This is a genomic window from Floricoccus tropicus, from assembly GCF_001832905.1.
GTDB classification, from domain to species: domain Bacteria; phylum Bacillota; class Bacilli; order Lactobacillales; family Streptococcaceae; genus Floricoccus; species Floricoccus tropicus.
Window position 1 is genome coordinate 193,152 of record NZ_MKIR01000026.1, and the last position, 26,384, is coordinate 219,535.

General features: G+C 31.9%; 30 protein-coding genes and 1 tRNA gene. 8 read left to right on the forward strand and 23 right to left on the reverse strand.

Going from position 1 to position 26,384, the window contains the following annotated elements; genetic code table 11:
• Positions 1-45 precede the first annotated feature (45 nt).
• The 12 genes from BG261_RS10770 to BG261_RS10820 form a co-directional block, all read right to left on the reverse strand.
• Complete coding sequence (locus tag BG261_RS10770; protein WP_070793328.1) at positions 46-378, reverse strand: hypothetical protein; 333 nt, start codon at positions 376-378, stop codon at positions 46-48.
• Positions 379-449: 71 nt separating this feature from the next.
• On the reverse strand, positions 450-722 hold the full coding sequence (locus BG261_RS11700) for a polymorphic toxin-type HINT domain-containing protein (protein ID WP_083318332.1): 273 nt from the start codon (positions 720-722) through the stop codon (positions 450-452).
• Between the two features lie 199 nt (positions 723-921).
• Entirely contained in the window at positions 922-1,323 is a 402-nt protein-coding gene (locus tag BG261_RS10775; protein WP_070793329.1) for an Imm50 family immunity protein, read from the reverse strand.
• Positions 1,324-1,326: 3 nt separating this feature from the next.
• Positions 1,327-1,713 carry an Imm50 family immunity protein gene (locus BG261_RS10780; RefSeq protein ID WP_158007206.1) on the reverse strand — a complete coding sequence of 129 codons (387 nt, stop codon included), beginning with the start codon at positions 1,711-1,713 and terminating at the stop codon, positions 1,327-1,329.
• A 46-nt stretch (positions 1,714-1,759) separates the two neighbouring features.
• Positions 1,760-2,089: an Imm40 family immunity protein gene (imm40, locus tag BG261_RS10785; RefSeq protein WP_070793331.1), complete on the reverse strand. Its 330-nt coding sequence runs from the start codon at positions 2,087-2,089 to the stop codon at positions 1,760-1,762.
• An 82-nt stretch (positions 2,090-2,171) separates the two neighbouring features.
• Positions 2,172-2,510 carry a hypothetical protein gene (locus BG261_RS11590; protein ID WP_070793332.1) on the reverse strand — a complete coding sequence of 113 codons (339 nt, stop codon included), beginning with the start codon at positions 2,508-2,510 and terminating at the stop codon, positions 2,172-2,174.
• 378 nt (positions 2,511-2,888) lie between these two features.
• Positions 2,889-3,326 carry a hypothetical protein gene (locus tag BG261_RS11315; protein WP_143603397.1) on the reverse strand — a complete coding sequence of 146 codons (438 nt, stop codon included), beginning with the start codon at positions 3,324-3,326 and terminating at the stop codon, positions 2,889-2,891.
• A 542-nt stretch (positions 3,327-3,868) separates the two neighbouring features.
• Positions 3,869-4,150: a hypothetical protein gene (locus BG261_RS10800; protein WP_070793333.1), complete on the reverse strand. Its 282-nt coding sequence runs from the start codon at positions 4,148-4,150 to the stop codon at positions 3,869-3,871.
• Positions 4,150-4,344, reverse strand: coding sequence for a hypothetical protein (locus BG261_RS10805; protein WP_070793334.1), 195 nt, complete (start codon positions 4,342-4,344; stop codon positions 4,150-4,152). Before BG261_RS10805 ends, BG261_RS10800 begins: the two co-directional genes overlap by 1 nt.
• 271 nt (positions 4,345-4,615) lie before the next feature.
• The gene (locus tag BG261_RS10810) at positions 4,616-5,002 is read right to left on the reverse strand and encodes a hypothetical protein (RefSeq protein ID WP_070793335.1); all 387 of its coding nucleotides are present in this window, start codon (positions 5,000-5,002) and stop codon (positions 4,616-4,618) included.
• 154 nt (positions 5,003-5,156) lie between these two features.
• On the reverse strand, positions 5,157-5,621 hold the full coding sequence (locus BG261_RS10815; RefSeq protein ID WP_070793336.1) for a SprT family protein: 465 nt from the start codon (positions 5,619-5,621) through the stop codon (positions 5,157-5,159).
• Positions 5,622-5,623: 2 nt separating this feature from the next.
• A complete protein-coding gene (locus tag BG261_RS10820) occupies positions 5,624-7,753 on the reverse strand; it encodes a Tex family protein (protein ID WP_070793337.1) in 2,130 nt (709 codons plus the stop codon).
• A 262-nt stretch (positions 7,754-8,015) separates the two neighbouring features.
• Here BG261_RS10820 and BG261_RS10825 point away from each other — a divergent pair, with 262 nt between their 5' ends.
• Genes BG261_RS10825 through BG261_RS10835 form a run of 3 tightly spaced genes read left to right on the forward strand, consistent with a single transcriptional unit; the run spans position 8,016 to position 9,920 of the window.
• A complete protein-coding gene (locus tag BG261_RS10825; protein ID WP_070793338.1) occupies positions 8,016-8,204 on the forward strand; it encodes an SPJ_0845 family protein in 189 nt (62 codons plus the stop codon).
• The gene (locus BG261_RS10830; protein WP_070793339.1) at positions 8,191-9,111 is read left to right on the forward strand and encodes a permease; all 921 of its coding nucleotides are present in this window, start codon (positions 8,191-8,193) and stop codon (positions 9,109-9,111) included. Before BG261_RS10825 ends, BG261_RS10830 begins: the two co-directional genes overlap by 14 nt.
• A complete protein-coding gene (locus BG261_RS10835; RefSeq protein WP_070793340.1) occupies positions 9,108-9,920 on the forward strand; it encodes a TIGR03943 family putative permease subunit in 813 nt (270 codons plus the stop codon). The genes BG261_RS10830 and BG261_RS10835 overlap by 4 nt, the downstream gene beginning before the upstream one ends.
• Positions 9,921-9,991: 71 nt before the next feature.
• On the opposite strand, the gene BG261_RS10840 is transcribed toward BG261_RS10835, so the two are convergent.
• From BG261_RS10840 to BG261_RS10850, 3 genes are read right to left on the reverse strand one after another with little or no spacing between them, the layout of a single operon-like run.
• Positions 9,992-11,434, reverse strand: coding sequence for a hypothetical protein (locus tag BG261_RS10840; RefSeq protein WP_070793341.1), 1,443 nt, complete (start codon positions 11,432-11,434; stop codon positions 9,992-9,994).
• A complete protein-coding gene (locus tag BG261_RS10845) occupies positions 11,428-11,925 on the reverse strand; it encodes an ImmA/IrrE family metallo-endopeptidase (RefSeq protein WP_070793342.1) in 498 nt (165 codons plus the stop codon). The genes BG261_RS10840 and BG261_RS10845 overlap by 7 nt, the downstream gene beginning before the upstream one ends.
• A gap of 36 nt (positions 11,926-11,961) precedes the next feature.
• On the reverse strand, positions 11,962-12,387 hold the full coding sequence (locus BG261_RS10850) for a Pycsar system effector family protein (RefSeq protein WP_070793343.1): 426 nt from the start codon (positions 12,385-12,387) through the stop codon (positions 11,962-11,964).
• Positions 12,388-12,878: 491 nt separating this feature from the next.
• Here BG261_RS10850 and zwf point away from each other — a divergent pair, with 491 nt between their 5' ends.
• The 3 genes from zwf to BG261_RS10865 all read left to right on the forward strand — a co-directional run bounded on the left by zwf (position 12,879) and on the right by BG261_RS10865 (position 15,805).
• The gene (zwf, locus tag BG261_RS10855; RefSeq protein ID WP_070793344.1) at positions 12,879-14,363 is read left to right on the forward strand and encodes a glucose-6-phosphate dehydrogenase; all 1,485 of its coding nucleotides are present in this window, start codon (positions 12,879-12,881) and stop codon (positions 14,361-14,363) included.
• Positions 14,364-14,524: 161 nt separating this feature from the next.
• On the forward strand, positions 14,525-15,001 hold the full coding sequence (locus BG261_RS10860; protein ID WP_070793345.1) for a MarR family winged helix-turn-helix transcriptional regulator: 477 nt from the start codon (positions 14,525-14,527) through the stop codon (positions 14,999-15,001).
• Between the two features lie 12 nt (positions 15,002-15,013).
• Positions 15,014-15,805: a hypothetical protein gene (locus tag BG261_RS10865; protein WP_070793346.1), complete on the forward strand. Its 792-nt coding sequence runs from the start codon at positions 15,014-15,016 to the stop codon at positions 15,803-15,805.
• A 42-nt stretch (positions 15,806-15,847) separates the two neighbouring features.
• Here the strand turns inward: BG261_RS10865 and BG261_RS10870 are convergent, their stop codons facing one another.
• The gene (locus BG261_RS10870) at positions 15,848-17,509 is read right to left on the reverse strand and encodes a putative polysaccharide biosynthesis protein (protein ID WP_070793347.1); all 1,662 of its coding nucleotides are present in this window, start codon (positions 17,507-17,509) and stop codon (positions 15,848-15,850) included.
• A gap of 75 nt (positions 17,510-17,584) precedes the next feature.
• Here BG261_RS10870 and BG261_RS10875 point away from each other — a divergent pair, with 75 nt between their 5' ends.
• Positions 17,585-19,039: a UDP-N-acetylmuramoyl-L-alanyl-D-glutamate--L-lysine ligase gene (locus tag BG261_RS10875; protein WP_070793348.1), complete on the forward strand. Its 1,455-nt coding sequence runs from the start codon at positions 17,585-17,587 to the stop codon at positions 19,037-19,039.
• Between the two features lie 12 nt (positions 19,040-19,051).
• Here BG261_RS10875 and BG261_RS10880 read toward each other — a convergent pair whose 3' ends face one another.
• The 5 genes from BG261_RS10880 to BG261_RS10900 all read right to left on the reverse strand — a co-directional run bounded on the left by BG261_RS10880 (position 19,052) and on the right by BG261_RS10900 (position 24,285).
• Positions 19,052-19,831: a DUF1803 domain-containing protein gene (locus BG261_RS10880; RefSeq protein ID WP_070793349.1), complete on the reverse strand. Its 780-nt coding sequence runs from the start codon at positions 19,829-19,831 to the stop codon at positions 19,052-19,054.
• Complete coding sequence (locus BG261_RS10885; protein ID WP_070793350.1) at positions 19,831-20,766, reverse strand: manganese-dependent inorganic pyrophosphatase; 936 nt, start codon at positions 20,764-20,766, stop codon at positions 19,831-19,833. The genes BG261_RS10880 and BG261_RS10885 overlap by 1 nt, the downstream gene beginning before the upstream one ends.
• A 111-nt stretch (positions 20,767-20,877) precedes the next feature.
• Complete coding sequence (pflA, locus tag BG261_RS10890) at positions 20,878-21,669, reverse strand: pyruvate formate-lyase-activating protein (RefSeq protein WP_070788446.1); 792 nt, start codon at positions 21,667-21,669, stop codon at positions 20,878-20,880.
• 99 nt (positions 21,670-21,768) lie between these two features.
• Positions 21,769-23,115, reverse strand: a complete 1,347-nt coding sequence (locus BG261_RS10895) for a hemolysin family protein (RefSeq protein ID WP_070793351.1) — start codon at positions 23,113-23,115, stop codon at positions 21,769-21,771.
• Between the two features lie 81 nt (positions 23,116-23,196).
• The gene (locus tag BG261_RS10900) at positions 23,197-24,285 is read right to left on the reverse strand and encodes an AI-2E family transporter (RefSeq protein WP_070793352.1); all 1,089 of its coding nucleotides are present in this window, start codon (positions 24,283-24,285) and stop codon (positions 23,197-23,199) included.
• A gap of 75 nt (positions 24,286-24,360) precedes the next feature.
• On the opposite strand from BG261_RS10900, the gene BG261_RS10905 reads away from it, so the two are divergent.
• Entirely contained in the window at positions 24,361-24,795 is a 435-nt protein-coding gene (locus tag BG261_RS10905) for a GNAT family N-acetyltransferase (RefSeq protein ID WP_070793353.1), read from the forward strand.
• Positions 24,796-24,930: 135 nt separating this feature from the next.
• On the opposite strand, the gene BG261_RS10910 is transcribed toward BG261_RS10905, so the two are convergent.
• Positions 24,931-25,004, reverse strand: a tRNA-Arg gene (locus BG261_RS10910).
• A 138-nt stretch (positions 25,005-25,142) separates the two neighbouring features.
• Complete coding sequence (locus BG261_RS10915) at positions 25,143-26,321, reverse strand: LCP family protein (protein WP_083318334.1); 1,179 nt, start codon at positions 26,319-26,321, stop codon at positions 25,143-25,145.
• Between the last annotated feature and the right edge of the window lie 63 nt (positions 26,322-26,384).

Genomic DNA, 26,384 nt, shown 5'->3' on the forward strand with positions numbered 1-26,384 from the left:
CTAACAGCATCAAATTTCGTCTTGTTATTCATATAAATAATTAAACTATAAATTTATTAGATAATCGGTAATATAATCTAGTTCCAGTTCTAGATCCTTTTTATTCGTATTATTGTCATCATACCAAAAATAATCTTTTATAGATATATCTTTTGCACCTAAATGAATAGATACAAATCTATATGGGGTCCAACCAGGATCATCAACTAGGATACGCCCCATTCCTTTTTCATTTTTAACCCATATACTCAACGATTGTTTACTCTCTACTATATCAAAAATTTTTATTCCATTTTTTCTAAAATAAGTTTCTTTATCTTTAACCCATTTAGAAACTATTGATATAGCATCATAAAGCGTAAGATCTTTACTATTCATCATTTTTCACCAACTTTTAATATTTTTAGCTTCAGGACTTTCAATAATTGGAGGCAATCCTTTATATTGATTTAATCTATCAGCGAAGAACCATGACCAGGTATTTGCGACCATGATTTGTTGTCATCTTGAACCAAAGAATCAGAATTGACATCAAATTCCACATATATTGATCCTTTAGGTGTTCCAATATCAAATACATAATATGTATGAGCATTCTCAACTTCAAAGTTGTATACCACTGTACCTTTGGTCTTTCTTACGACAACTTCGTCTACTGCGATTGTTTTCCCGATTGATGTGACTAGCTTATCTCCAGACTTAGATCTTTCGCTGGTGTAAATCCTTTACCTTCTACATAGAATGGATGTTCATCTGTTGTGGAAATTACCTCACCATCAACCTGAACGTCATATATCTCATAAACTATTCGTTTAAAGGTTTGTAATATACGTTACAAATTTATTTTATCATAAAAAAATAGATTACTGCCTTACTGTCTTGTTCAGTATGGAGTATCTGCTTTATTTTTTTAATTCAATATTAATTATTATAGAAATCCCACGTAACATCATCTACTTTATACGACTCAGCAAAAAATTTGAAATTTAATTCTCTTTTAGATATTATGCTAAACATTCCATCACTCTGTTGTTTAATATCTATTGAATTACTTTCTGTAATATGATTTACATCATTAGTTATTCCAAATTGTGAAATACCAGAGAATTTTAACTGACATTTTACAAACTTTCTACCATGCATCTTCCAACTGGGTGGTTTATTATCAACTTCTTGATTAAATCCAATCTCGATAACAATTCTACCTTTGCTAGGATTAAATTCAGTAGTGTAGATTTTAATATCATTTAGTAAGGGAATAGTATCATAAAAACTATCTAAATCACTCTTATTAAGATATTCATACCAATTTTTTTGTTTCATGTACTAATCCCCTCCTTCAATCTTCTGAATTAGGCCGCCTACATTTTTTGAGACAATCTCAAACGAAATATCTCCATAGGATTTAACAACAAGACCATCATTACCATCTGATTCAATTTCCATTGATATTTCATCGCCAGGAGAATGTTGCTCAAGAAAAACATCTACAACATTAGCTAAATCAATGTGAATATAAGGATAATTAAAACCTTTTTCCGTCCATTTTAACGGAGGGTAGTCGACTGATTTAGGTAATCTTATTATTAATTCTACTTTATAAGGATAAAAGCCACGTACCTTTATATTTATTAAATTTATTTTTTCTAATGGCGGTATCTCGTTATATAGTCTTTTTAAAAATTCTGTGCAATCAATATTTTCATACCACATATTTATTCCATTCTTTTTTTCATTAGATTTTGATAGCATTATAATATTATTTAAAAACAACAGAATATAGATAATTATTACCATTTATTTTATAAAATTTATCAATATAATCTTCCGTAATTTTATAAGACTCATCTATCGCTTTATCATCGGAAATGTACCAATTGTTACTTGATAAATTTATTGTATCTTTCTCATATGTATAAACATCCCCACCTAATATTCTACAACTCTTATTTTTTTCAATATAAGCTATAATTTTTTTAAAATCAGAAAATTTCCAAGCATAAGCATAAATTCCCAAGCCCTCTAAATCTTCTGATTTCTCTAGTAACTCTTTTGGAAAAATTTTATACTGTTCTTTCCATTCACACATATACTATTCTCCTATTTTAATATCACAATTTATCGAGGTAAATTATAATAATATGACCAAGTAATTTTTTATCTCAAAAAATTTATATATTGATAAAATAAGTAATTCCTCTCGTTAATTGTTCCTTTAGCTCTTTTTTAGAAGTGCTTTCATTATCATACCAACTATATGATATTTTTGTCCTATCATTCTCAATAGTAGCTACTTCAAACGAAACAAATCTATAAGGTGTAAATATAGCTTGTTCTACAACTAATTCAGCCATAGAAACCCCGTTGTCAAAGATAACAACAAAACTATCTTTCCCATCCTGTAAGACATCAATATTTATATTATTACTTTTAAAAATGGAGTCATTTTCTTCGTACCACTCTATAGCAGTTGATTTAATTTCTTGAAATAACTTTTCTCTATTATTCATTATTATTTACCACCCAATTTTTTTATATTAAGAGCATCTGGCATTTCAGTAATTGCTGGTAATCCTTATTTACAACAATATACGAACATCATTATAATTAAAATTGCTCAGAAATTTCGTTACAAGAAACTTTAAAAAAATATTTCAATACTCAATATGCTAATCTTATCATAAAAGAGCAGATACTCACTTACTGATTTATTCAGTGATAGGTACCTGATTTTTCCTTTACAATACTTCTGTATTAATTAAAATCTCTTTACATTATTTTATTTAATGAATCTAAATAAGTTATTTTTTTTCAAATCAATCTTCTAAGACACGGTAGTATTGTTTTTCTTGAGGAATAATTCAATTTCCATTATAGGGTTATAAAAATCATAATTTACAAAGCGAATTAAACCCTTTTAAAAACTCTTGAGGCCCAACTAATTCAATTACATACCAATTTACCGAAATAAGATAGTCATATTTATCATTGGTCACAAAATATTCCATACCAAATGTCTCCTCAAGAATTTGACTTAAAAGCTGTATATTTTCAATTTCAATACAATATTTAGATTGCTTTGAATTATCCTGTTCAAAAAATATGTATCCTTTGCCCTTTGGTAAGTACTTAGAAAATATGAATTCATTAGAATCTGTGTCAAGTTTCATAGAGTCATTAGATATAGCTACATGTCCCGTTAATCTATAAGGAGAAAATTTCTCTATAACATTTTCTATTATCACTTGAGAATTTTCTTTTCCTAAAAGTTTAATATTTATACCTAAACTTTTAGCGCTACGAATTATTTCATTAATTTCATTCAATGCTATCAACTCCTTATGTGCTGGTATACTATCAATAAGCATATTTTCACTTTTAGTAAAGTCGTGACTTTTAGGTTAATAATACCATTTAATTATTTAATTTCCTTTGAGATGTAGTTTTTCAAAACTATTTATTAAAACTACAAACCAACTTTACCGTATACAAATTAATAATATAAAAATTTCTCATATTTTAATTATAGATATTCAAAATATCCGACGAATTTTCTTTTTATTTTAACATTCGTTAAACCATAAAAAGAACCATCTTCAATTTGATATATCCTTATTTAATGATAGATTCAGGTATTTCCACTATTATGGAAACATTGAATTCCTCAACAAATATATCTATAATAGCTCCTTTTCTATTATTTATCATAAAATAATTTTGCGTACTATCATTCTACAACTGTTGACAATACTTCTCTGAATTCTTACTCGAATTTAATCATGCTCTCACTTACTAATATAACATTCATTTTTACTACTAAAAATATATTTCAATAATCAAAAGCATGGAGAGTAATACAAATTATATTTTAAAACGGTTCATCGTTTAAAATTATACATTCAATTCCATTTGCGACTATTTTTATTGTATCTTCTTGATCCTCTGTATTTATTTCGAAAACAAAGTTTATTTCATCAGGTTCCCATGAATTCCCAATTAATTCATAGTATTGTTCTTTATTTGTTAAAGAAATAAATTTTTTTGAATCATCTAAATGCCATTCCATAAATGATGTTATATGATAGGGTTCAATAAATTTTATCTGGATGTCGTACTCCCCCAATGTATTATCTACTGCGCCAGAAAGCATTATATCATTCCCGTTAAATCCTGTAATCTCAAATTCCTCATGAGTCTAGAAAGCCATACCATTCTAGTTATAGTATTATCAATCCAATCATTTTTTTGAACATTTAAAGTAAAATCTCCCCTCTGTTCCCCAAATGAAATTATTATTACTCCTTCCCTTACTTTCCCTCCAAATTCAAGATTTCTAACTAACATGCTACCTGTGCCTTTTTGTCTCAAAGTACTCAGACAAACTTGATATTTCTATATACTCACAATCCCTATTTTTATATAGAAGTGCGACCTAACGATATTAGCCTCTGAAATACGCTTAACATTCCCAATATATTCAAATTACAGTCACTGTTTTTCTGTAATGTACAACCTACCACCAAACTCCTTTTATTGCCTTCTCTTCAACATATACGGTTACCTATGTAATAATAACACGAGGTTTTCGTAATATTAAAATTATACAGTAATGTTTTTAAAATGGATTTTGATTTACAATTTCTACTTTAATATTTTTGCTTGCAATCACAATCGGAGCTGTTCCGAAACCTTCAGCATTGATAGTAAAAATGTAATTCCCCTTTTCAATTTGATACTCATCATCAATTTTTTGCTTCTCTTCTCCAACTATAAGTTTTATAAATAGTTTAGAATCATCTAGGTGCCATGACAACAGGCTAGAAATATAGAAAGGTGTGCCAAATTCTATATTGATTGCAAATTCATCATATGAAGTATCAATTCTGCCTGCAATAACAATATCTCCACCATCCATTCTTATAAATTCAAAATCCATCCACAAACACTTACTTAGATAAGTATTTATTACTTGTATTTGCTTTTCAACTTCTTCTATACTCATTTAGCTCTCCCCGTATATTTTTTCTATTACTTAATTAAATTTTAAGAGAATATATACAAACATAATTTTCCAAGACACTTTTTAAAACGCTTTCATTTAATATTATCATAAAAAAGGTAAATTCCAGTTCACGACTAGAATCCACCTGTTTTATTTATATTTCCTTCAATCTACCTCGACATTTACCACAGACATATTTTCTTGTATTTATTCTTCTTTTTCTGACATATCCTTGTCCACACTTGGTGCATATATACTTATGTTGACTGGAAATGGGAGTTTGCGGTCTGTCATAAGTCGGTGTATATCTTAAGCCTTCAACCGCCTTTAGAAGATTTTTGAAATCTCTATCCGCATGTCGATACCCTTTCCCTGCCTTGTATAAATGATAATGACAGAGTTCATGCCTTACAATCCCTCTAAAGACATTTAAGTCAAATTTTTCATAGATTTTTGGATTAAAATCTAGATGGAAATCTTTTGGGAAAAAGCGACCACCTGTTGTCCTCAAGCGATTATTCCAGTATGCCTGATTTGTAAAAGCAATACCAAAATCTTCAAGCGATACCTTTTCAACATATTCTTGAAGATTAAAGTCCTGCCAACTTACAGTATTCATTATTAACCTCGTGGGTCTAACAGACTTAGGTTGACCTTACCACGTTCATTATCGATTTTATCAACCCAGACAGTTACTATTTCACCAACAGCCACCACTTCTGATGGATGCTTAATGAAGTTTTTACTGATTTTAGAAATATGAATTAGACCATCTTCTTTGATACCAATATCAACAAACGCTCCAAAATCAACTACATTACGTACAACACCTTCTAATTTTTGACCGATAGAAAGGTCCTTGATAGATAGAACATCCTGTCTTAAAACTGGTGCATCAAAGCTATCACGCATATCACGACCAGGTTTCATCAAATCTGCCACGATATCACGAAGAGTCTCTTGACCGACCTCAAGTTTTTCAGCCATTTGAGGATAATTGATATTCTCTAATTTTTTACGTGCATCATCGTCTAAATCATTTATCTTCAAATCATTTAAAAGATTCTTAACAACATTATAAGACTCTGGGTGAACACCCGTATTATCCAAAACATTTTTCCCGTTAGGAATACGCAAGAAACCAGCTGCCTGCTCAAACGCCTTAGCACCTAAGCGCGGTACTTTCTTAATTTCACTACGACTTGCAAGAGCGCCATTTTCCTCGCGGTACTTAACAATGTTTTCAGCTATCGTTTTATTAAGACCAGATACATGGCTTAAAAGTGCCGGACTAGCGGTATTTACGTTGACACCAACCTGGTTAACTACTGTTTCAACGACGAAGTCTAGATTTTCAGCAAGCTTCTTATCACTAACATCATGTTGATATTGTCCAACCCCGATTGATTGTGGGTCGATTTTAACTAACTCTGCTAGTGGATCTTGTAATCTGCGTGCTATAGAAATTGCGCTACGTTTTTCAACAGTAAGCTCAGGAAACTCTTTACGTGCAAGTTCACTAGCTGAGTAAATTGATGCTCCTGACTCATTAACAATTACATAGTAAGCATCAAGATTTTCATTCTTAATAACTTCGGAAACAAAAGATTCACTTTCACGTGATGCAGTACCATTACCAATGGCAATCATTTCAACACCATATTTTTTGATAATAGCTGCTAAATCTTTTTTAGCCTGTTCAATTTCACTAGCCTTAGCAGGTTTAACTGGATAGATAACTTTTGTTTCCAAAAGCTTCCCAGTCTCATCCACAACAGCAAGTTTTGCTCCTGTACGGAAAGCAGGGTCAAAACCTAAGATAACCTTACCTTTTAAAGGAGCAACTAGAAGAAGATTACGTAAGTTTTCAGAGAAGACCTTGATAGCAGAATCTTCAGCGGCTTCAGTGATTTCACTTCTAATTTGTCTTTCCATAGCAGGAATGATTTTCTTTTTGGTACTGTCTTTAATTGCTAAAGACAGGTATTTATTATTTCGAGCATTGAAGCGAGTTTCAAAGAAACGCTCAATCTTCTCATCATTATTTTCAAATTTAACTGATAAAATACCTAATTTTTCACCACGATTAAGGGCTAGAACACGGTAATTTGGAAGTTTTGAAAGGTCATTATCAAAGTCATAATACATTTGGAAGACCTTCTTCTCATCAAGGCTTTCATCCTTAACTTTTGAAGCAATACGACTATTATTTTTAATTTCAGACAAAGTCCAATTTCTTAATTTTACATCTTCGCTGATAGCTTCGCTTAAAATAGCCAGTGCTCCATCTAATGCAGCCTTGCCATCTTTTACATTTTCATTTACGAATTTTTCAGCCTCATCCTCGATATTAGGAACGTTTTGCATGATTAGCTTAGCTAGTGGGAATAGTCCATTCTCACGCGCAATAGTAGCCTTCGTGCGACGTTTTTCCTTATAAGGAAGATACAAGTCTTCAACCTCTTGAAGTTTCTCAGATGCCTCAATTTGAGCGCGTAGCTCATCCGTAAGTTTCCCTTGCTCCTCGATTTTTGCAAGAACTGTTGCCTTACGCTCATCTAATTTTTCAAGCTGATTATGGCTATCAATGATTTCTTTAATTTGCACCTCATCAAGACTACCTGTCATTTCCTTACGGTAGCGGGCGATAAAAGGAATTGTATTTCCTTCTTGAGTAAGTTGCAACACAGTCTCGACTTGACTTGTTTTTAAAGATAAATTTTGTGCGATTTTTTCAATATTTTTTTCCATAGCAATTTATTTTACCATATTTTACAAGTTAGTGATAAAATATTAATAAGAAACGAGGTGTGACTATATGTCGGATGTAATTTTGGGGCTTCTGAAAGCTATTGTGCCATCACTAATAATTATCGGTTTGTTTTTCCTATTCACTCGTAAGGATAAATAGGCTAATTTAAACAATAATTATAATTTGTATATTTAAATTAAGAAATTTTTAATACTTTAGTAGTATTATTTAATAATAATTGATCAAAGAACGGAGAAACACATGGGACTAACATACAAAAAAAGAGATGACCTTGAAAAAGTACTTGGCGAGTTTGCTACTTTTCCAGATGATTTTTTAAATACAAAAACTGATAAAGTCGTTGAAGCTCAAAAAGATGCAAATATTCAAGTTAAAACTGAGCAAAAACCTGATGCAGATGATAAAAAGGATTTAGATACAAATGCTTAACAATTTACCATATGGGGTGCTTCAATGTGCGACAATTTTTATGTCAATCATTATTGAAGCACTTCCTTTTGTTTTACTGGGGTCAATCGTTTCAGGATTTCTGGAAGTCTTTTTAACACCTCAGTTTATAAACAAAATACTACCTAAAAATAAAGTCCTAAGAATTTTCTTTGGTGTCTTCCTAGGATTTTTCTTCCCCTCATGCGAGTGTGGTATTGTACCAATAGTCCACAGACTGATGGCAAAAGGAATACCTGGCTACACAGCTCTTCCCTTCATGGTTGCAGCTCCAATCGTAAATCCAGTTGTCCTTTTTGCAACATATATCGCTTTTGGTAATTCATGGCGTTTTGCCCTCCTTCGTATGTTTGGAGCAATCTTAATAGCTACAATCGTCGGACTATTCATCGCTTACATTTACAACGGGGACATCCTTAAAGAAGGTGATATAGAAATCAGTCATAGCCATGACCACCATCATACACACGATACAAACCATAAAGAAAATCTAGGACATAGAATTTGGGATGCTCTAAGTCATGCCATTGATGAGTTCTTTGATACTGGTCGCTATCTAATTATCGGTAGTGCAATAGCAAGTATCATGCAAATTTATATTCCAACACGCTACATCACCAATATCAGCCACAATAAGCTAATGGCAATTTTACTGATGATGCTTTTAGCCTTCATCATGTCACTATGTTCAGAAGCTGATGCCTTTATCGGTTCAAGTCTTCTAGGGCTCTTCGGTCCGGCTCCAGTAATCGCCTTTCTACTATTTGGACCAGTTGTTGATATTAAAAACTTATTGATGATGAATCGCTTCTTCAAGCCTAAATTCACCCTTCAATTTATAGCAATAGTCACAGTAGCCACCATCATTTTTGCGGAGGTATTCGTATGATTAGATTTCTCATATTATCAGGCTATTTCGAGCTCATGATGTATCTCATGGCCACAGGAAAGCTAAATCAATATATCAACGTTCACTACAGTTACCTAGCAATCCTTTCAATGATTCTTTCCTTTATCTTATCCCTTGTCCAACTGATTAATTGGGTAAAATCAAATAACAAACCAGATAAAGAAAGCTTCAAAGCTAAGTACAAAAAAGCTTTTTCATATCTCCTACTAGCTACCCCACTTCTGATTTGTCTGTTTATCCCTTACAAGTCACTAGATGCTTCAGTTGTAGATAGCAAAGGATTTACTTTTCCCCTTGATAAGGAATCTGGAACCAGTGATGATGGTACAAGTATCCAGTATCTTCAGCCTAACACTAGCTCCTACTTCACTAAGTCGGATTACGATGAATTGATGAAAAAGACGCTAGCAAAATATAAGGATTCTGACGAAATAAAAATTGATGAAAAAAATTACATGGAAGCCATGGAATTAATTTATAATTTCCCAAGTGAATTTATCGGGAAAAAGGTTTCATTTACAGGCTTCATTTATAATAACTCACTAGACGGACAAAAATATCAGTTCTTATTCCGCTTTGGAATAATCCACTGTATTGCCGACTCCGGAGTGTTTGGACTCATGCTAGATGAAAAAGAAGAGTATGAAAACAATACTTGGGTTCATGTAGAGGGAACAATCGAAAGCAAGTACTTTGCCCCATATAAACGAAATCTCCCAACAGTTCTTGTAAACAAATCAGAAAAAGTTAATAAACCAAGTAATCCATATGTTTATAGAACATTTTAATAGGATTTATATTAACGAATATTTCGTCAAAATTCACAATAAAAGCTCACTCTTGTTGCAAGAGTGAGCTTTTATTGTGAATCGAGATCTAATAATTCTTTCGCTTTATTTATGCGTTCAACGCTTCCTTTAAATAAATCAATATTACCTGAATTAATTTTGTCAACTGATTCTATACAAAATTCTTCGTATCCATCATATCTATTAATAGCTGAGAGATTAAAAATTCCATCATATTTTGCACAAAAGATTATACCATTAGCATTTCGGCCATTTTTTCTTGTGTAATTGTATATTCCGAGAGGAGTGGGCTCTCCAACTTCATCTTTAACAATGGTAATACTCCTTTCATCAGTTAAAAAGTTAGAATAATATCCAAGCAACTCTTCATCAACTTTTTTTGAAATTGTTAAATTTACACAACCAAAATCATACTTCCCTGGTTTGCTTTTGTTGATTCCTCTCTTCATCAATAAAATATTATAGTTATTATCAAAGATAATCATGGCTAAATGAATTTCTGCAAAATGATTTATATATTGAGTAGTAGCAGAGATACGCGCACCATCTTCTGACGAATCTTTTATGATATCAATACAACTTAATACTATTTCTTTTTTTCCAACATCTCGCAGAACCTTATCTAGATATACTAATGTACTGGCATCCTTCTGCTGATAGTAAGTTTTATAGAAATCAAAATCATCATCATCATCATAATCTGAGACATCTTCTTCCCATTGTTCCCTATACCAAATTACCGGATACTTTCTTCCATGCCATATTCCCTTTAATTTTTCAAAATTCATTATTTTGTACTTCGAAGTAATTTTAATACGTTCATCATTACTCTCAGTCTTTTCTGCTAAGGATAAGATTATGTAAACTAGTTCAGTGCTGACTAGTACTTGGTTCTTCTTTGCACAGTTTTTCGCTAACCTAAAGCCAGCATCTATCTCTGAGCCAAAAAAATCATACTCACCTACAGAATATTGACTATCTTTATTAGTATTTGTATAGAGGTAATTCACGCCTTTACCAATAGGGTGATCACCTTCATCCTTCATTTGTTCAACATTAGCGCACCAGATAGTTGATTTGATATTCAATAATCCTTTAGATTCTGGATAATTTTTATGTATGGAATCATTAATTTGTCTCATAGTCAAATTTACTTTTGTAGGAACATACAATAAATCCATTGTATTTCTAATTATCCCAAAAAATATTACTTCATCACCAATAAACTTCCAAGGAAGGAATATGGTAGAACTATCAAAGTTGAATTTCACACTACTAATTGCTTGCTCATAAAAATCAGTAATAACATTTGGCCAATTAGAGTCTATACTTTTATATAAGGTAGAATTAACAATATCAAATGAAAAAAATACATAAAACCCTGAATAATCCTCTTTATATTTTTTTTTCACCTCTTTATCTGATTCGGTATCTAATTCTTTGTATTTCGCATACATTTCCGAAAACTTTGAAGATGTAGGGTCGTTTACCATGCTAGAATACCCAAAAACTTCCCTCTATTTGCAGCTGCATCTTTAGAAACTCCAAATTCTCTAGCTACCTCTAAGATATCAACCTGATCTGCACTGCAATTTTCCATAATAACCTGCCTATATATATCCTCAGGCATTAAAAAAGCAGCCGCAAATTCATTTGCCTCATATTCTATCTTACCAGTCCCTTTCCTAGAATAAATCAGCTCCGGTCTTTCTGGATCATAATGTAAAAATAAATGGCCTAATTCATGAGCTAATGTAAATTTATCTCTAGGATTATTTTCGTCATATCTTTTTGATAAAGTTATAACAAATTTATCGTCATCATTGCTAAATGTACCTTCTGCACCATTAAATACATTTTCTCTGAGTACAATACCTAAGACATTTAATATTTCTATCATATTAATGTCTCTTTCCATATCGACTCCTGTAATTTTTCTTACATCTTGAGCCTTCATTTCTATTTCTTCACTATAGTAACTCATCTTATCCTCCAATATTATTAACACTAAAATTATGTATCAACAAAATAATTTTCCTATAATGTTCCAGTTAACAAACAGCCCATATAATATGGCCAATATAAAAATAAATAAACTATAACGAAATTTCTTCGATTTTTTAGATATTACAAGTGCGATGTCCTTGCATTGCGTTTTATAGCTTTTTTCTAACTTGGATATTTCTGCAGTATCTTTATCAATCCAAGATCCAAAATAAACGACATTTTTGCTAGTTTTATCTATTCTTGGTATTAAACTAGTTAAAAGAATAAATATTGAAACTAAAAACGCTACGCTAGTTAATCCGATTCTCACATTCTGTAATTTCAAAATAGCATACAGTGCTCCCAATTGTATTGTAAGAAATGCTAAATTTTTTGCTTCAATAAATTTTAACCAACCGGAAAAATCTTCATATATATTTTTATAATCGTCATCATCCATAATATTCTTTTCTCTTTCAATATACTTGGTACTATATAATTATAACATATAAATAAATAATAAATACTCACGTTATATTTTTCTATACTCCATTTTAGTTTTAAATGAAGAATTATCTAGTAAATAAAAAAATACTTATAATTAACTATATAAGATTCATCTTACAAGAGTGAGAATAATTTTATATAAAAGATAAATATATTTCCATAATCCATGACTAAAACTCATTTAATTTTAATTTCAAACAGTATAATAATATATTTTCTTTTCCATTTAGTAGTCTACTTATATTTCTCTTATTGCTTTGTTTTACAATTCATTTCAGTTAATATACTTACTACTACAACTAAAACGTTACTTGACATTCTTAAAAACTGGTTATTTTCGTACTAAGTTGAAACCATTACACGGTACTGTGCTATCTTTCATGTTTTTGACAGAATTTTATGATAAAATATAGAGAATACTAATAGAAATTAAGGAAATGATATATGTCAAAAGTTTTAATTACAATATTTGGTGCAACTGGTGATCTTGCCAAACGTAAACTTTATCCATCACTTTATCGTTTATATAAATCTGGTGTCCTCGAAGAAGATTTCGCGGTTATTGGTACTGCTCGTAGACCGTGGACAAAAGAAATGTATGAGGATGTTGTTCATGAAAGCATCTCTAGTCTAATTGAAAATGAAGAAGATGCTAAAACTTTTGCAAGTCACTTCTACTATCAAGCACATGATGTAAATGACTCTGAGCATTATGAAACTTTAAGAGAACTTTCAAATGAACTAGGTGAAAAATATGATACTGATCATAATAAAGTTTTCTTTTTAGCTATGGCTCCGGAATTCTTTGGAACAATTGCAAGTCACTTAAAATCAGAACATATTACTGACGGTAAAGGTTATGAAAGATTAATCATTGAAAAACCTTTTGGTACAAGCCTTGCTACTGCAGAAAAATTAAACGACGATTTATCAAAAGCTTTTTCTGAAGACCAAATCTACCGTATCGACCACTATCTAGGCAAAGAAATGATTCAAAATATTTTTGCTATCCGTTTTACTAATTTTGTTTTTGAAAAAATTTGGAATCGCGATTTCATCGATAATATTCAAATCACCTTTGCGGAGTCTATTGGTGTTGAAGACCGTGGTGGCTACTACGATCATTCAGGTGCCTTAAAAGACATGGTTCAAAACCATATTCTTCAAGTACTATCTCTTCTTGCTATGGATAAACCTAAAACTTATCACAGCAAAGATATCCTAGCTGAAAAGATAAAAGCCTTGCAATCAATCAAGATCCCAACTACAGAAGAAGTTAAAGAAGACTTTGTCCGCGGGCAATATGTTGAAAATGACTTCAACGGTCAACATTTCGTTAGCTACCGTGATGAAAGCCAAGTTGACCCTGAGTCTACGACAGAAACTTTTGCATCTGGTGCTTTCTTTGTTAATAACGGTCGCTTTAACGACGTACCTTTCTTCTTCAGAACAGGTAAGCGCATGACTGAAAAAGGGACACGCATCAATATTATCTTTAAAAAAGAAGACTCTATCTTCGGTCCAGATCAAAAATTACAACAAAATGTTTTAACTATCTACATCCAACCAACCGAAGGATTCTCCTTCCTAATGAACGGTAAAGAAGTTGGTAAAGACTTTAATATTGGTGAAATTAAACTTGATTTCCGTCATGATGCTGCAATCCTCGGTAATTCTCCTGAGGCTTACGAAAAGCTAATTTACGATGTTCTGAAAGGTGACGGTTCAAACTTCACTCATTGGGATGAGTTAAAAGCTAGCTGGACTTTAATCGATAAGATTGTTGATGTATGGTCAAAAAATGAAGTCCCTTTATATGATTATAAAGCAGGGACAATGGGACCAAAGGCAAGTTTCGATTTATTAGAAAAATATGATACCGAGTGGAACTGGACTCCAGACGAATGGTATAAGGAACGTAATTTATAATTATTTTGAACTGCTGCTAACTATTAAGTTGGCAGTTTTTTGATAAAAATATTTTTAATTTTTACTATCTAAGTCAAATTTCTTTACAATTATTGTTTAGCCCTATACAATATAAAAACAGAATAGTATAGTATAGATCTAAACAATATAAAAGGAGATTTATGAGTAGAATAAAAAATGAGGATTTTAATTTATTAGTTGAAAACTTTTTCAAAGTAAACAATAAAATTACTCAGATTCAAAGAATACCTCTATCATTTACAAATAACATTAAATTATCAACTAACGCCCTTCATTTAATTGAAGCAATAGGTAAATATCCTAATTCAAATCCTACAGAGCTAGCTCAAATACTAGGTGTTACTAAAGGTGCAATATCCCAGCAGATACCAAGATTAGAAAAACAAGGCTTAATAAAAAAGAAAAAACTAGAGTCCAACAAAAAAGAAATATTGCTATCACTCACAGAAGCCGGTCTAGAAATTTTCAGACTTCATGAAAATATGCACTTGAAATTATACAAAGATATCCAGAAGGACTTAGAAAATTTAACTTCTGTAGATTTGGAATTAATAAATTCAGTACTAGAAAAAATCTCAAGTAGTATCAATCAATATCAAGAAGAGTACAAGAAATAAAGGAGGAATATAATGAAAATTAATAATGATTTAGTGTTTGAAATTAACGGTAAAGTAGTATCACATGATAAGGTTAATGAATGGGAATTTAAGAGAATGGTTGCTGTTCATAAAATGCTTAAAAAGATGGAAGGTGCTAAGTTCTCACCAAACTTTGATAAGTGGATAAAAGATAAAAAAATAGATGCCATACGTTCTGATATTTTAAGAGTAAAAATGCAATTAGGGATAGATAGAATGCGTTCAGAGCTTAAAAGTAGAACCAATTTAGCAGATGCAATTTCAAAGTTTTCTAATATACTTACTAACAAAAGAAAATTTAGCATGACAGAAATTGTTATACCAAATACAAACCTAACACCAAGCGAACTACTTGATAGAATTGTTGAAATTATGATGGTAAATAATGACAAACACTTAGAAATTAATTTAAATACAAACCCTGACCATTATGTTTTGCAAGAAGTGGCCGATAATATTCAAGAAGTTTTAGAGACAACTGGTGGTTCACCCCTACCAACTCATTTCTATGCACATTACAATGATGAAGAAAACTTAAAATCTTCATTTGATACTAAATTTGAAGTTCAAGCTCCAGGTACTGCACGATTAGAAGATGGAACAATAATTGGTGGAGTTCGTCATCAAGTCGGTCGCGATAAAAATGGTTTAAGATTTAGAGCATTAGTTGAATTCCCAGCTGTTTTACCAAATTATATGATTAAAGCACATCAATTACATTTAGCTTGTGAGTTCGGACATTGGATAAGCTCTGCACTTGATGAAAGAAACTTCAATTCTTAAAATGATTTAACTAAAAAAAGAACCTACAAAGTAGGAACTTCTTTAATTTATTCTGAAACGTTTACGCAGACTTACACCTTTATCACCTAAAAGTATATCAATTAATTTAGATTTCATTAATAAATACATATATGTTATCATCCCTGCTCCACCAGCAAATAAAATAATAATAAGAGATTTCATTTTAGTATTCGGGATAATAAATATCTTCATTAAAAGATAAACCGCTGTTGTGGCTAATGCCATAATAATTGTTAATGTCAATATTCCAGAAAGTCTTCTAAGAAGTGTATTGACATTAAATTTAGTTATTTCTTGAGTTTTTCTTAGATAAACTACTATACCGAATGTAAAAGCAGCACTACTAGCAAATATTGGACCATATGATTCAAACATATAAATACAAGGAATTTGTAATACAAGTTTTAGAAGCAATACTATTCCAAAATATCTAAGTGCAAATCGACTATGTCTTAAAGCTTGCAGTGTTGGAGTTAACATTCCATATAAAGCAACTGGTATACTAAATACTACAGCTAATACAAATAAATTCAAAGCTAATCGATTTGGAACACGATAAAATAGTGTGTACAATGGCTGAGCTAAAATACTTATTCCAACTACACTCGGAATGATAAAAGCTGCACCTAAAATAAGATTATCAACAACTAATTTACCAGCTGATTTCATATCACCTTTAACATAATTTTCAGTCAACAGGGGAACTCCAATACCACTTAAAGAAACAACTATTGCTATCAAAATTGCAGTAATTTTATCTGGATTAGCAGAAAAATAACTAAAGAAAACCAGCACTTCATTAGTAGTAAAATTTCCAATTCTGGTCATTAAATTTGGAAAAGTAAATTGGTCTAGTAGCTTAAATATCTGTATGGCACTTCCTAAGATAATAAAAGGAATCGCTTGTATTACTGTATTGATTAATAATTCCCTAGAAGAAATATCCATATTCCCTGGTAAAGGCATCAATATCTTAGTTAAAGTATTTGTCTTTTGCAGATAGAAAATCAATACTAAATAACTTGCAATCATTCCGACAAACGCTGCGAAAGTCCCTTGTGTCACAGCTTGAACATAGTCTCCACTTCCTATTTTCATTATCATAAATGCAGTTACAAGCATCCAAATAACCCTTATAAATTGTTCAGCAAGCTGACTCATAGCATTAGGTTTTATATTATTATTTCCTTGGAAAAAACCTCTGATTACACTCATTGAAGGAAATATCATAACCGCTGGAGCTAAACTTCTCAGAACAGGGGTTAATTGTTTACCTCCACCACTCATTATAGCAAGTGTTGGAGATATGATATACATCAACAATGCACAAACAAAACCAACAATTGACATAAATATCAACATTTGCCTAACCAATCTATAACCTTGGTTTTCATCCCCTAAAGCATTATACTTTGCTACCTCCTTAGCAACAGCAATATTAATACCTGCAGTGGAGATTAAAAGGAAAAGAGCATAAATAGTATAACCCATATTAAATAGACTATTAGCACTATCTCCATTTGCACCCATCCAAGAGTACCACGGAATTATATATATAAGGCCTAACATGCGAGATAAGAAGTCAGCAGCAGTTGACCAAAAGGCCCCTTCCAACATCTTATTTTTTTGTCTTAACTCTGTATTTTCAATCGTTAGATCAATTTCATCAATATTATCATTCATATCTATATTTTATCTAATTTTCAAACTTTTACAAGATAAATAGACGTTTTTCACAAAATGTTTTATACTTAAATCATGATTAAATTAGATGAATTGATTAAAATCTTGAAAGACGATGAAAACTTTCATGAAATTATCGTAGATGGCTGCTACCACTACGATTACAAAAAAAATATTAGCTTTAATAAACTATCATATGACTCTCGTATTGTAGATGAAAATACACTGTTTTTTGCCAAAGGTCTAAACTTCAGAAAGGAATTTTTAGAAGGAGCAATTAACAAAGGTCTGAAATTTTATATATCTGAAATTGACTACGAAGTAGAGATACCCGCTATTATTGTTAGCAACATAAAACATGCAATGAGTTTAGTAGCTCAAAAATTCTATGATTACCCTCAAAATAGCTTAAAAATATTAGCATTCACAGGAACAAAAGGAAAGACCACTGCTGCTTACTTTGCAAAAAATATCTTAGAACTTTCAAGTAAACAAAAAACTGCAATGCTTTCTACCATGAATACAACACTTGACGGGGTGAACTATTTTAAATCAGCACTAACGACTCCAGAAAGCCTTGATTTATTTCAAATGATGGCTCAAGCGCGTGATAACGGAATGACTCATCTAGTTATGGAAGTTAGTAGTCAAGCCTATAAAACCGCACGAGTTTATGGCTTAACTTTTGATGTGGGTGTGTTCTTAAATATCTCACCTGATCATATTGGACCAATTGAACACCCAACCTTTGAAGATTATTTCTATTGTAAGAGGCAACTTCTCCATAATAGTAAATTTGTTGTAGCCAATTCGGACATGGATCAGTTTTCTGTTATTAAAGAAGAATTAAAAAATAAACCTACTGCCTTTTATGGCGATAACTCAGAAAATAAAATTACTGAGTCAAATCCATTTAATTTTTCAACCAACGGAACTTTCAACGAGACTTTCAGCATTGAACTTTTAGGTAAATTCAACCAAGAAAATGCCCTTGCTGCTGCTCTTGCCTGTAAAGAGCTCGGAGCATCTACTGACGACATTTTAAACGGTATTGCACAAACTACCGTTCCTGGTCGTATGGAGGTCTTTAAACAAGCGAATGGGGCTCGTGTATACGTTGACTACGCTCATAACGGCGTCAGCCTTGCTAACCTACTAAATGTCGTAAAGGGTGCTCATAAGGGCAATATTTACCTTATTTTAGGTGCACCAGGTAATAAGGGCGAAAGTCGACGTGAAGATTTTGGTCATCTCCTTAATGATGAAAAAGAAATCCACGTTATACTAAGTGCGGACGATCCTAATTTTGAAAACCCTGTAGATATAGCTAAGCAGATTGCCCAATTCATTGAAAGACCAATTGAAACAATTATTGATCGTGAAGAAGCAATTAAAGAAGCGATGAGTAGAACATTAAGTGATTCAGACGCTGTAATTATTGCTGGCAAGGGAGCAGATGCCTATCAGATTGTTGACGGTGCACATGCTGAGTATGCTGGTGACCACATTATTGCACAAAAATATTTATAGAAAAAATCCAAGCTAGACAATAAAGCTAGTTTGGATTTTTCTTGTCGTCTTCAGTTGGGCTGCGATAAATTCTTCTGGATTATCAAAAATAATTACTTGAGGATTTACAAAATCATCATTAATTTTAATATTAATTTTGTAGTATTTACCATCAACTGCCTCGATATAATTATATTTAATAAGAGTCTGAATAAAAATATCAGGCTTTTTATTAGGTACAAGTTCACGCTTTGTATACTTCAAAAGAAAAACAGTCATATAGCGTAAGGCATAATTAGGATCTACATCCCCCATAATTCTATATATATCCTTTTCAAGATTAGATAATGGAATACCTTGAGCAACATGATAAAAATAATTTGCTAAATTATCATCTGTTCTAGCAAAATTGCTTGAAAAGAAAAACTTCAAATCATTAACTTCATTTTCCAGTAATAAATAGGTTTGACTTTCATTTAATTTACTGCTTAACATGGAATTATCTCTTAAGAAAAATGGTTTACTGTAAGATAAAATTTGAATTTTGTTAGGTTCTTCTAATTCTTCCTCTAATTCCTTAGTGAAATCAATATCATCAAAAACTTTAAAATTATTATAATAACGTCGATTTTCTCTTTTAATTAAACCAGACTGAATATAATCTTCTAGTTTCCTATCTAAATTATTTGTATCTTTAAATTCACCTTTTATTACACGCAAAGTTACATCATGGTTAATGTCTAGAAATTCCATTAAACTGTGAAAAAACGGCTGTTTAGTCAGCCGATTTTCGTTATATATTTTAATTGACATTATTTTTCAAATGCTTCTGTTAATTGTGGAACTACTTGTTTTTTACGTGATACTGCACCTTCAAGGAAAGCATGGTTATTTTCAAGTTTGAAATTAAATGCAGATTCAACTCTATCAACATTTTCACCTAAGTGAAGGATTTCAGAGTTACTATTTACGATATCAGTAATCATAAGTACAAAATCAGAATATCCATTTTCTTCCATTGAAGATTTAATTGCTGCTTCAATTTCGTCTTGGCGAGCAAGAACTTCATCAATATCAACAGTATTAACTTGTGCTACACGAACAGCATTACCGTTTAGTTCAAATGTTTTAGCATCAATATCAATTAATTCATCAGCAGATTTGCTAGCAAGGTTTGTTCCTGCTTTAAGCATAGCAAGTCCGTACTCTTCAAGATCTACTCCAGCAATTTCAGCTAATTTTGGAGCAATTTCTTTATCAAAATCAGTAGTTGTTGGTGATTTCAAAAGAAGCGTGTCAGAAATTAGTCCTGAAAGCATAAGTCCTGCAATCTCACTTGGAATTTCTACACCATATTCATTGTATAATTTGTAAATTACAGATGAACATGAGCCTAGAGGTTCAAGACGCATAAATAGTGGGTTTGCTGTTTGGAAATTTGCCACACGATGGTGATCGACAACTGCAAATACTTCAACATCTTCAATATCAGAAATTGATTGTTGGAATTCATTATGGTCAGTAAGGGCTACTTTTTCAACGCCTTCAGCTTTAGCAGATTCTACAACACGAGGTGCAGCCACTCCAAATTTTTCAAGTACAAAAGCTGTTTCTTCGTTAACTTCTCCAAGAGCTACTGCTTCTACATCAAGTTTATCTTCAACTTTTAAAAGGTGAGCAAATGCAACACTAGAAGCAATCGCATCTGTATCAGGGTTTTGGTGACCAAAAACTAAAATTTTTGACATTGTTTTATCTCCATTTATCTTTTTTCTTCATACTATTTTAGCAAATTTTCTTCATTTTTTCTAGCTATAAGAAAAAGCGAACCATCGTTCGCCTTACTCTTTTGAGATAATCTATGCTCTATGTACTCTTGTCAAATATTCAGTATATGATTCCGTATGCATTAATTCTTTTGCATTTTCAACTCTTTCTTTTGTTGGTGGTTTTACACCAGCAAGCGGGTATTTAAGCCCCATCTCTTGCCATTTGATTTCCCCCATTGTATGGTATGGAAGAATTTCAAACTTATCAACATTCTTAAGAGTTTTAACAAATTTATCTAATTCAATCAAATCTTCATCAAAATCTGTTTCACCTGGAACTAATACGTGTCTAACCCACGCTGGTACTCCGTAGTCAGAAAGATATCTAGCAAAATCTAAAATAGTTTTATTATCATGACCTGTTAAAATCTTGTGACGTTTAGGGTTTATTTCTTTCAAGTCTAATAAAACCAAATCTGTAACATCTAAAAGAGCATTTATTGTCTCTAAAAACTCTGGACTTCTATTGAATGGAAGTGCTGCTGTATCAAGAGTTGTATGTATTCCGAGTTCATGAGCTCTAGTAAATAAAGCAGTAACAAACTCAGCTTGTAGCATTGCTTCACCACCACTAACTGTAATACCACCATTTTTCCCCCAGAAAGACTTAAAGCGAAGTGCCTCATTTAAAACATCTTCAACAGTTCTTTCTTCAGCCTTTTCACTCTTAAATGCTAATGTGTCTGGATTATGGCAATATTTGCAACGCATTTTACAACCTTGCATAAATATAATAAAACGAATCCCTGGACCATCTACACTACCGAAACTTTCAGTAGAATGAACTAAACCAGTAACTTGTGTAATATCTTTTTCAGTCATCTCTAACTCTCCATCGTCTTTATTTCCTATACATAGGATACATGATTTTGAAAGCATTTTCAAATCTTCTGTTTTACTACAAAGTATAGAAAAAGGAGGCTAATTCTCCTCCTCTTCCTCTTTATCTTCAATGTCAAAAAATTCAAGTTGAAGAACATCAACACGAGGTCCTTCCATCTTCAAGTTAGTCAATGTAAATGACTTCCCTTTAGATACTAGATCTAGGTTGATATGCTCGTCTTCTCCTGGAATTGTACCAATTTCAGTAACAAAGAATCCAGCAATTGTATCAACATCATTATTTTCAAGTTCTACTTCAAATTCCTCATTGAAATCACTTAATGGCATTCTACCTTTAATCTGATATAGATTATCACTAATTTGCTCAACTTCTGGATCTTCCTTAGCATCACTTTCGTCTTCAATTTCACCGACAATTTCTTCTAATAAGTCTTCAAGCGTTACAATACCTTCTACACCACCATACTCATTAAGCAAGATAGCCATTTGGTTTTTTGTTCTCTTGAGCTCTTTCATTAGATCATCAACATAAATTGTTTCAGGAACAAATAATGGCTCCTGCATAATGCTTAAGATATCAACATTTTCAAAGCCCTTATTATATGCTTCTCTTAATAAATTTTTAGTATGAAGAATACCGATAATTTTGTCTTTGTCACCATCATAAACAGGGAATCTTGAATAGATAGAATCAATAATATATTTAATGTTGTAAGCCGTATCGTCTTGAATATCAATCATTGATGCGTCAGTTCTAGGAACCATTATTTCACGCGCCACAAGCTCATCTAGCGAGAAAATACCTGCAAGCATTTCACGCTCGTCAGAATCAAGTGCTGCTGCACTCGTATTTAAAAGATATTCGATTTCATCACGCGTCATATTATCACTGTGATCATCGAACTTCATCGGTGTCAACTTACTTAAGAGGTTAGTTGAACTTGCTAATAACCATACGAATGGTTTCATAATAACACCAAGCATTTGAATTGGTGTTACAACTTTGACCGCTAGACTCTCTTTTAAGTTTTGCGCAATTCTTTTTGGATAAAGTTCACCAAATACAATTGAGAAGTACGTCAATAAAGTAAGGATAATAACTTGTGCAATTGTTTTTGCACCAGCAATATTTCCTAAAAATGGTACTAGTTTAGCTGCTAATGTCTCAGCAAGACTCGCCCCAGTTAAGATATTAATTAAAGTAATACCAACCTGAATTGTTGAAAGGAAGTTACTTGGATTATTGATTACACTTAACAGCTTTGAATATTTTTTATCACCTTCTGCTGCGCGTTGTTCAACCCTTGAACGATTGACACTTACTAGAGCCATCTCGCTGGCTGCAAAAAAAGCATTTAATGCTGTAAGAACAACTAATAATATTAATTGAATTAAAATCGACTGACCCTCGGGATCTGCATTCATGTTTGTTTTTCTTCTCCTATTTTATAAATTCTTTTGTAAAGGTAGTATAATTATATCATATTTTATTTTCTTGAAAAGAGATTATGCTTTTGCTTTTTTTCTCTCTTCAAAAATGTTAGCAATAAACTTAACTACTTCCTTAATCAATGAATATGCAGGTACTGCAATAATCATTCCGACCAAACCATATAAATTACCAACAACTAACATCAATAACATTATAGTTACTGGATGAATCTTCATTGCATTTCCAACAACCTTTGGATAAATGAAATTACCATCAATTTGTTGAACGACTGCAACATATATTACTGCAATAACAGCCTTCTTCCAATCGTCGGCTGCAACAACTAAAACCATCGGAGCCATACCAATATAAGGACCCAAATATGGAATCAAATTTGTAATTGCTGAAAAAGTCGCAAGTAAGAAAGCATAGGGAATACCCATAACAAGGTAACCAATGAACACAAAAATAAATATGATTGAACAATCTATTGCTGATCCTAGAATGTAACGAGACATAGTATCATTTAAAGTTTCTAAAAGACCAGTTATATTATACTTATCATCTTTTAAAATTGTCTTCTTAAGAGTTGGTAGTAGCTTATGACCATCTCTAAGCATGTAGTAAAGAAGTATTGGTGCTAATACTAATATCAGTCCAACCCTTGTTATCGTTGAAAGCATACCATTTAAACTTAGGGTTACTCCATTCAATACATTTTTTAGTATTGATGAGTATGATAAATTTAACTTTTGAAAGGCTTCTTCAATATTTAAATTACGGAATTCCTTTCTTTGAGCAAGTTCTTCAACCCACTTTTGAATATCTGGGATTGCATTTGCTGTCGCATTTACAAGGCCAGTTAACTGATTAATGATTGTTGGAACAAAACTAACTACCATAAATACTACTAGTCCAATTAAAATTATAAAAACGATTAAAATCCCTAGACTTCTCTTAATTTTAAATTTTTTCTGAAGAAGTTCGATTAAAGGATTAAAAGCATAGTATAAAAACCCAGCGATTAAAAAAGGGATAAAAACTGTAGCGAATAGGCTCCCTATTGGTTTAAATAGAAAATCTAATTTTGTTAAAATGAAAATTAACGAAGCTATGGCCAGTATCTCAACAGTCCAAAAAAACAATTTATTATTCTTAAACATAATTCCTCACTCACTATTTGTTGAAAGACTTTCTTTATATTATAATTTATTTAGACTAATTATAAAAGGACTAAAATGAAAATTAAACAAACCAAAGATATACAATCAAAAACATATTTAGATGCAGTACAAATACGTAATAGCGTATTCGTCAAGGAGCAAGGTGTACCATTCACACTTGAAATTGATGATAATGAAAATTTTTGCATACATTTTATATTATACACTTCCCTAAACGTGGCAGTAGCCACTCTACGACTCTTGCCTCAGAATAATGGGCAAGTAACTCTCCAACGTATGGCGGTCCTTAAAGAATATCGGAAACTTGGATACGCCAAATTACTTATACAAGAAGCATTAAAATTCGCTACTAGTAATGGATATAGTAATATCATTCTCCATGCCCAGCTCCCTGCCCGAGATTTTTATAAGAAAATTGGTTTCGACGAGTTTGGACAAGTGTTTGAGGAAGCCGGTATAAAACACATCAGCATGAAAAAAGAACTATAATTACTTGTATGATCATTATGGTTCATTATCTAAGTCGGTAGTCCAATAGATAACCACATTTATATATAAAATAATATCGTATGATGAATTTAACACAAAAACCCTTAGCAAGCTAAGGGTTTTTGTGTTAAGTAGTGTTCCAAGAGGGATTCGAACCCCCGACCGTTCGCTTAGAAGGCGAATGCTCTATCCAGCTGAGCTATTGAAACATGACAATTTACATAAAAACAACTAGAATGACGAGGCAACCCGCCACCTAGTTCTTGTAAACGTTAATTATATTTTATCAAAAAATCACAATTTGTCAATCTGATTTTTTGATTTTCCTCTAAATACAATAAAAATAATTAATGTGAAGACTCTTCCTGTGAAGTAGAAGTACCCGAGTTTCCACTATTAGAAGATTCAGTTGTCTCTAATACAGGCATTTCTTTATCAGGTTCACCATCTTTTTTCAAATAATATGTATTTGAAGTATTATCTTTGCTAATTGCAATACTCGGTATTTCATATGTACCTGGAGAAGATCCAAAATATTTTTCAAACGTAACAATATCTGGAGAAAGTGAATCCGATATATCTTTCCCAATTGAACGTCTCAATGTATTCTGAACACTCAACAAATTATTTTCAGGCATTACTTGATAAGATACATCATTAATCATTTCTCCAACACCTTGAAGTTTAATTGATTGAATCGTCTCAAATGACGAACTAAATCCCATAAGCTGCATCAAAGTATTAGAATTGATCTTTATATTTGTCTTCAAATTACCACTTAAAGACTCAAAAATATTTCTATAATTTGAAATACTGTTCATTGATAGAAGCTTCTCAATGACTTTAGTGATTACTTCTCTCTGCCTTGCCTGTCTACCAATATCTCCTTCTGGATCCTGATACCTCATTCGAGAATATACAAGTGCCTGATCTCCATTCAAGTGTTGAACACCCGGCTTTATAATTGCTTTGTAATCTGGTTCAGTATCTTCAATTGAAATAGTTTCTCCTAAAGTATTATTAACTGTAATCCCCCCTATTGCATCAACAAGGGTAACCAAACCCTGCATATTAATGAACGCATATGCATCTATTTTAAAACCAATAATATCTTGAATATTCACGATACTCATCTTTGGCCCCCCCTCAGAATAAGCATCATTCAATTTCGTTAACTTTCCTGTAGGATTTCCATTCTTATCCAATAAATCAACTAGCATATCACGTTCTAAACTCGTCATTGTAGTCGTGTTAGTTTTAGGATTTACCGTAGCAACGATCATTGAATCACTTCTACCTTCCCATGGATTCTCACGACCAGCCCCACCAGTATCAATACCCATTAGTAATATGGTAAAAGGCTTAGAATTATCAAACTGTACACCTTCCTCTGAACCCAACCCTAAATCATCAAAAGTTGATGCCATCATATTTTCCGCACCATTCATCAAGGTATAACCGTAAGCAAATAATGCACCTATCGTTAACACTGTAATCATAGTTAACATAGTTAATATTTTCTTCATTTTTTATTATATTCTCGCTTTTTATTATATTCCACTATTATCACATTTTCTCGAGAATCTTAC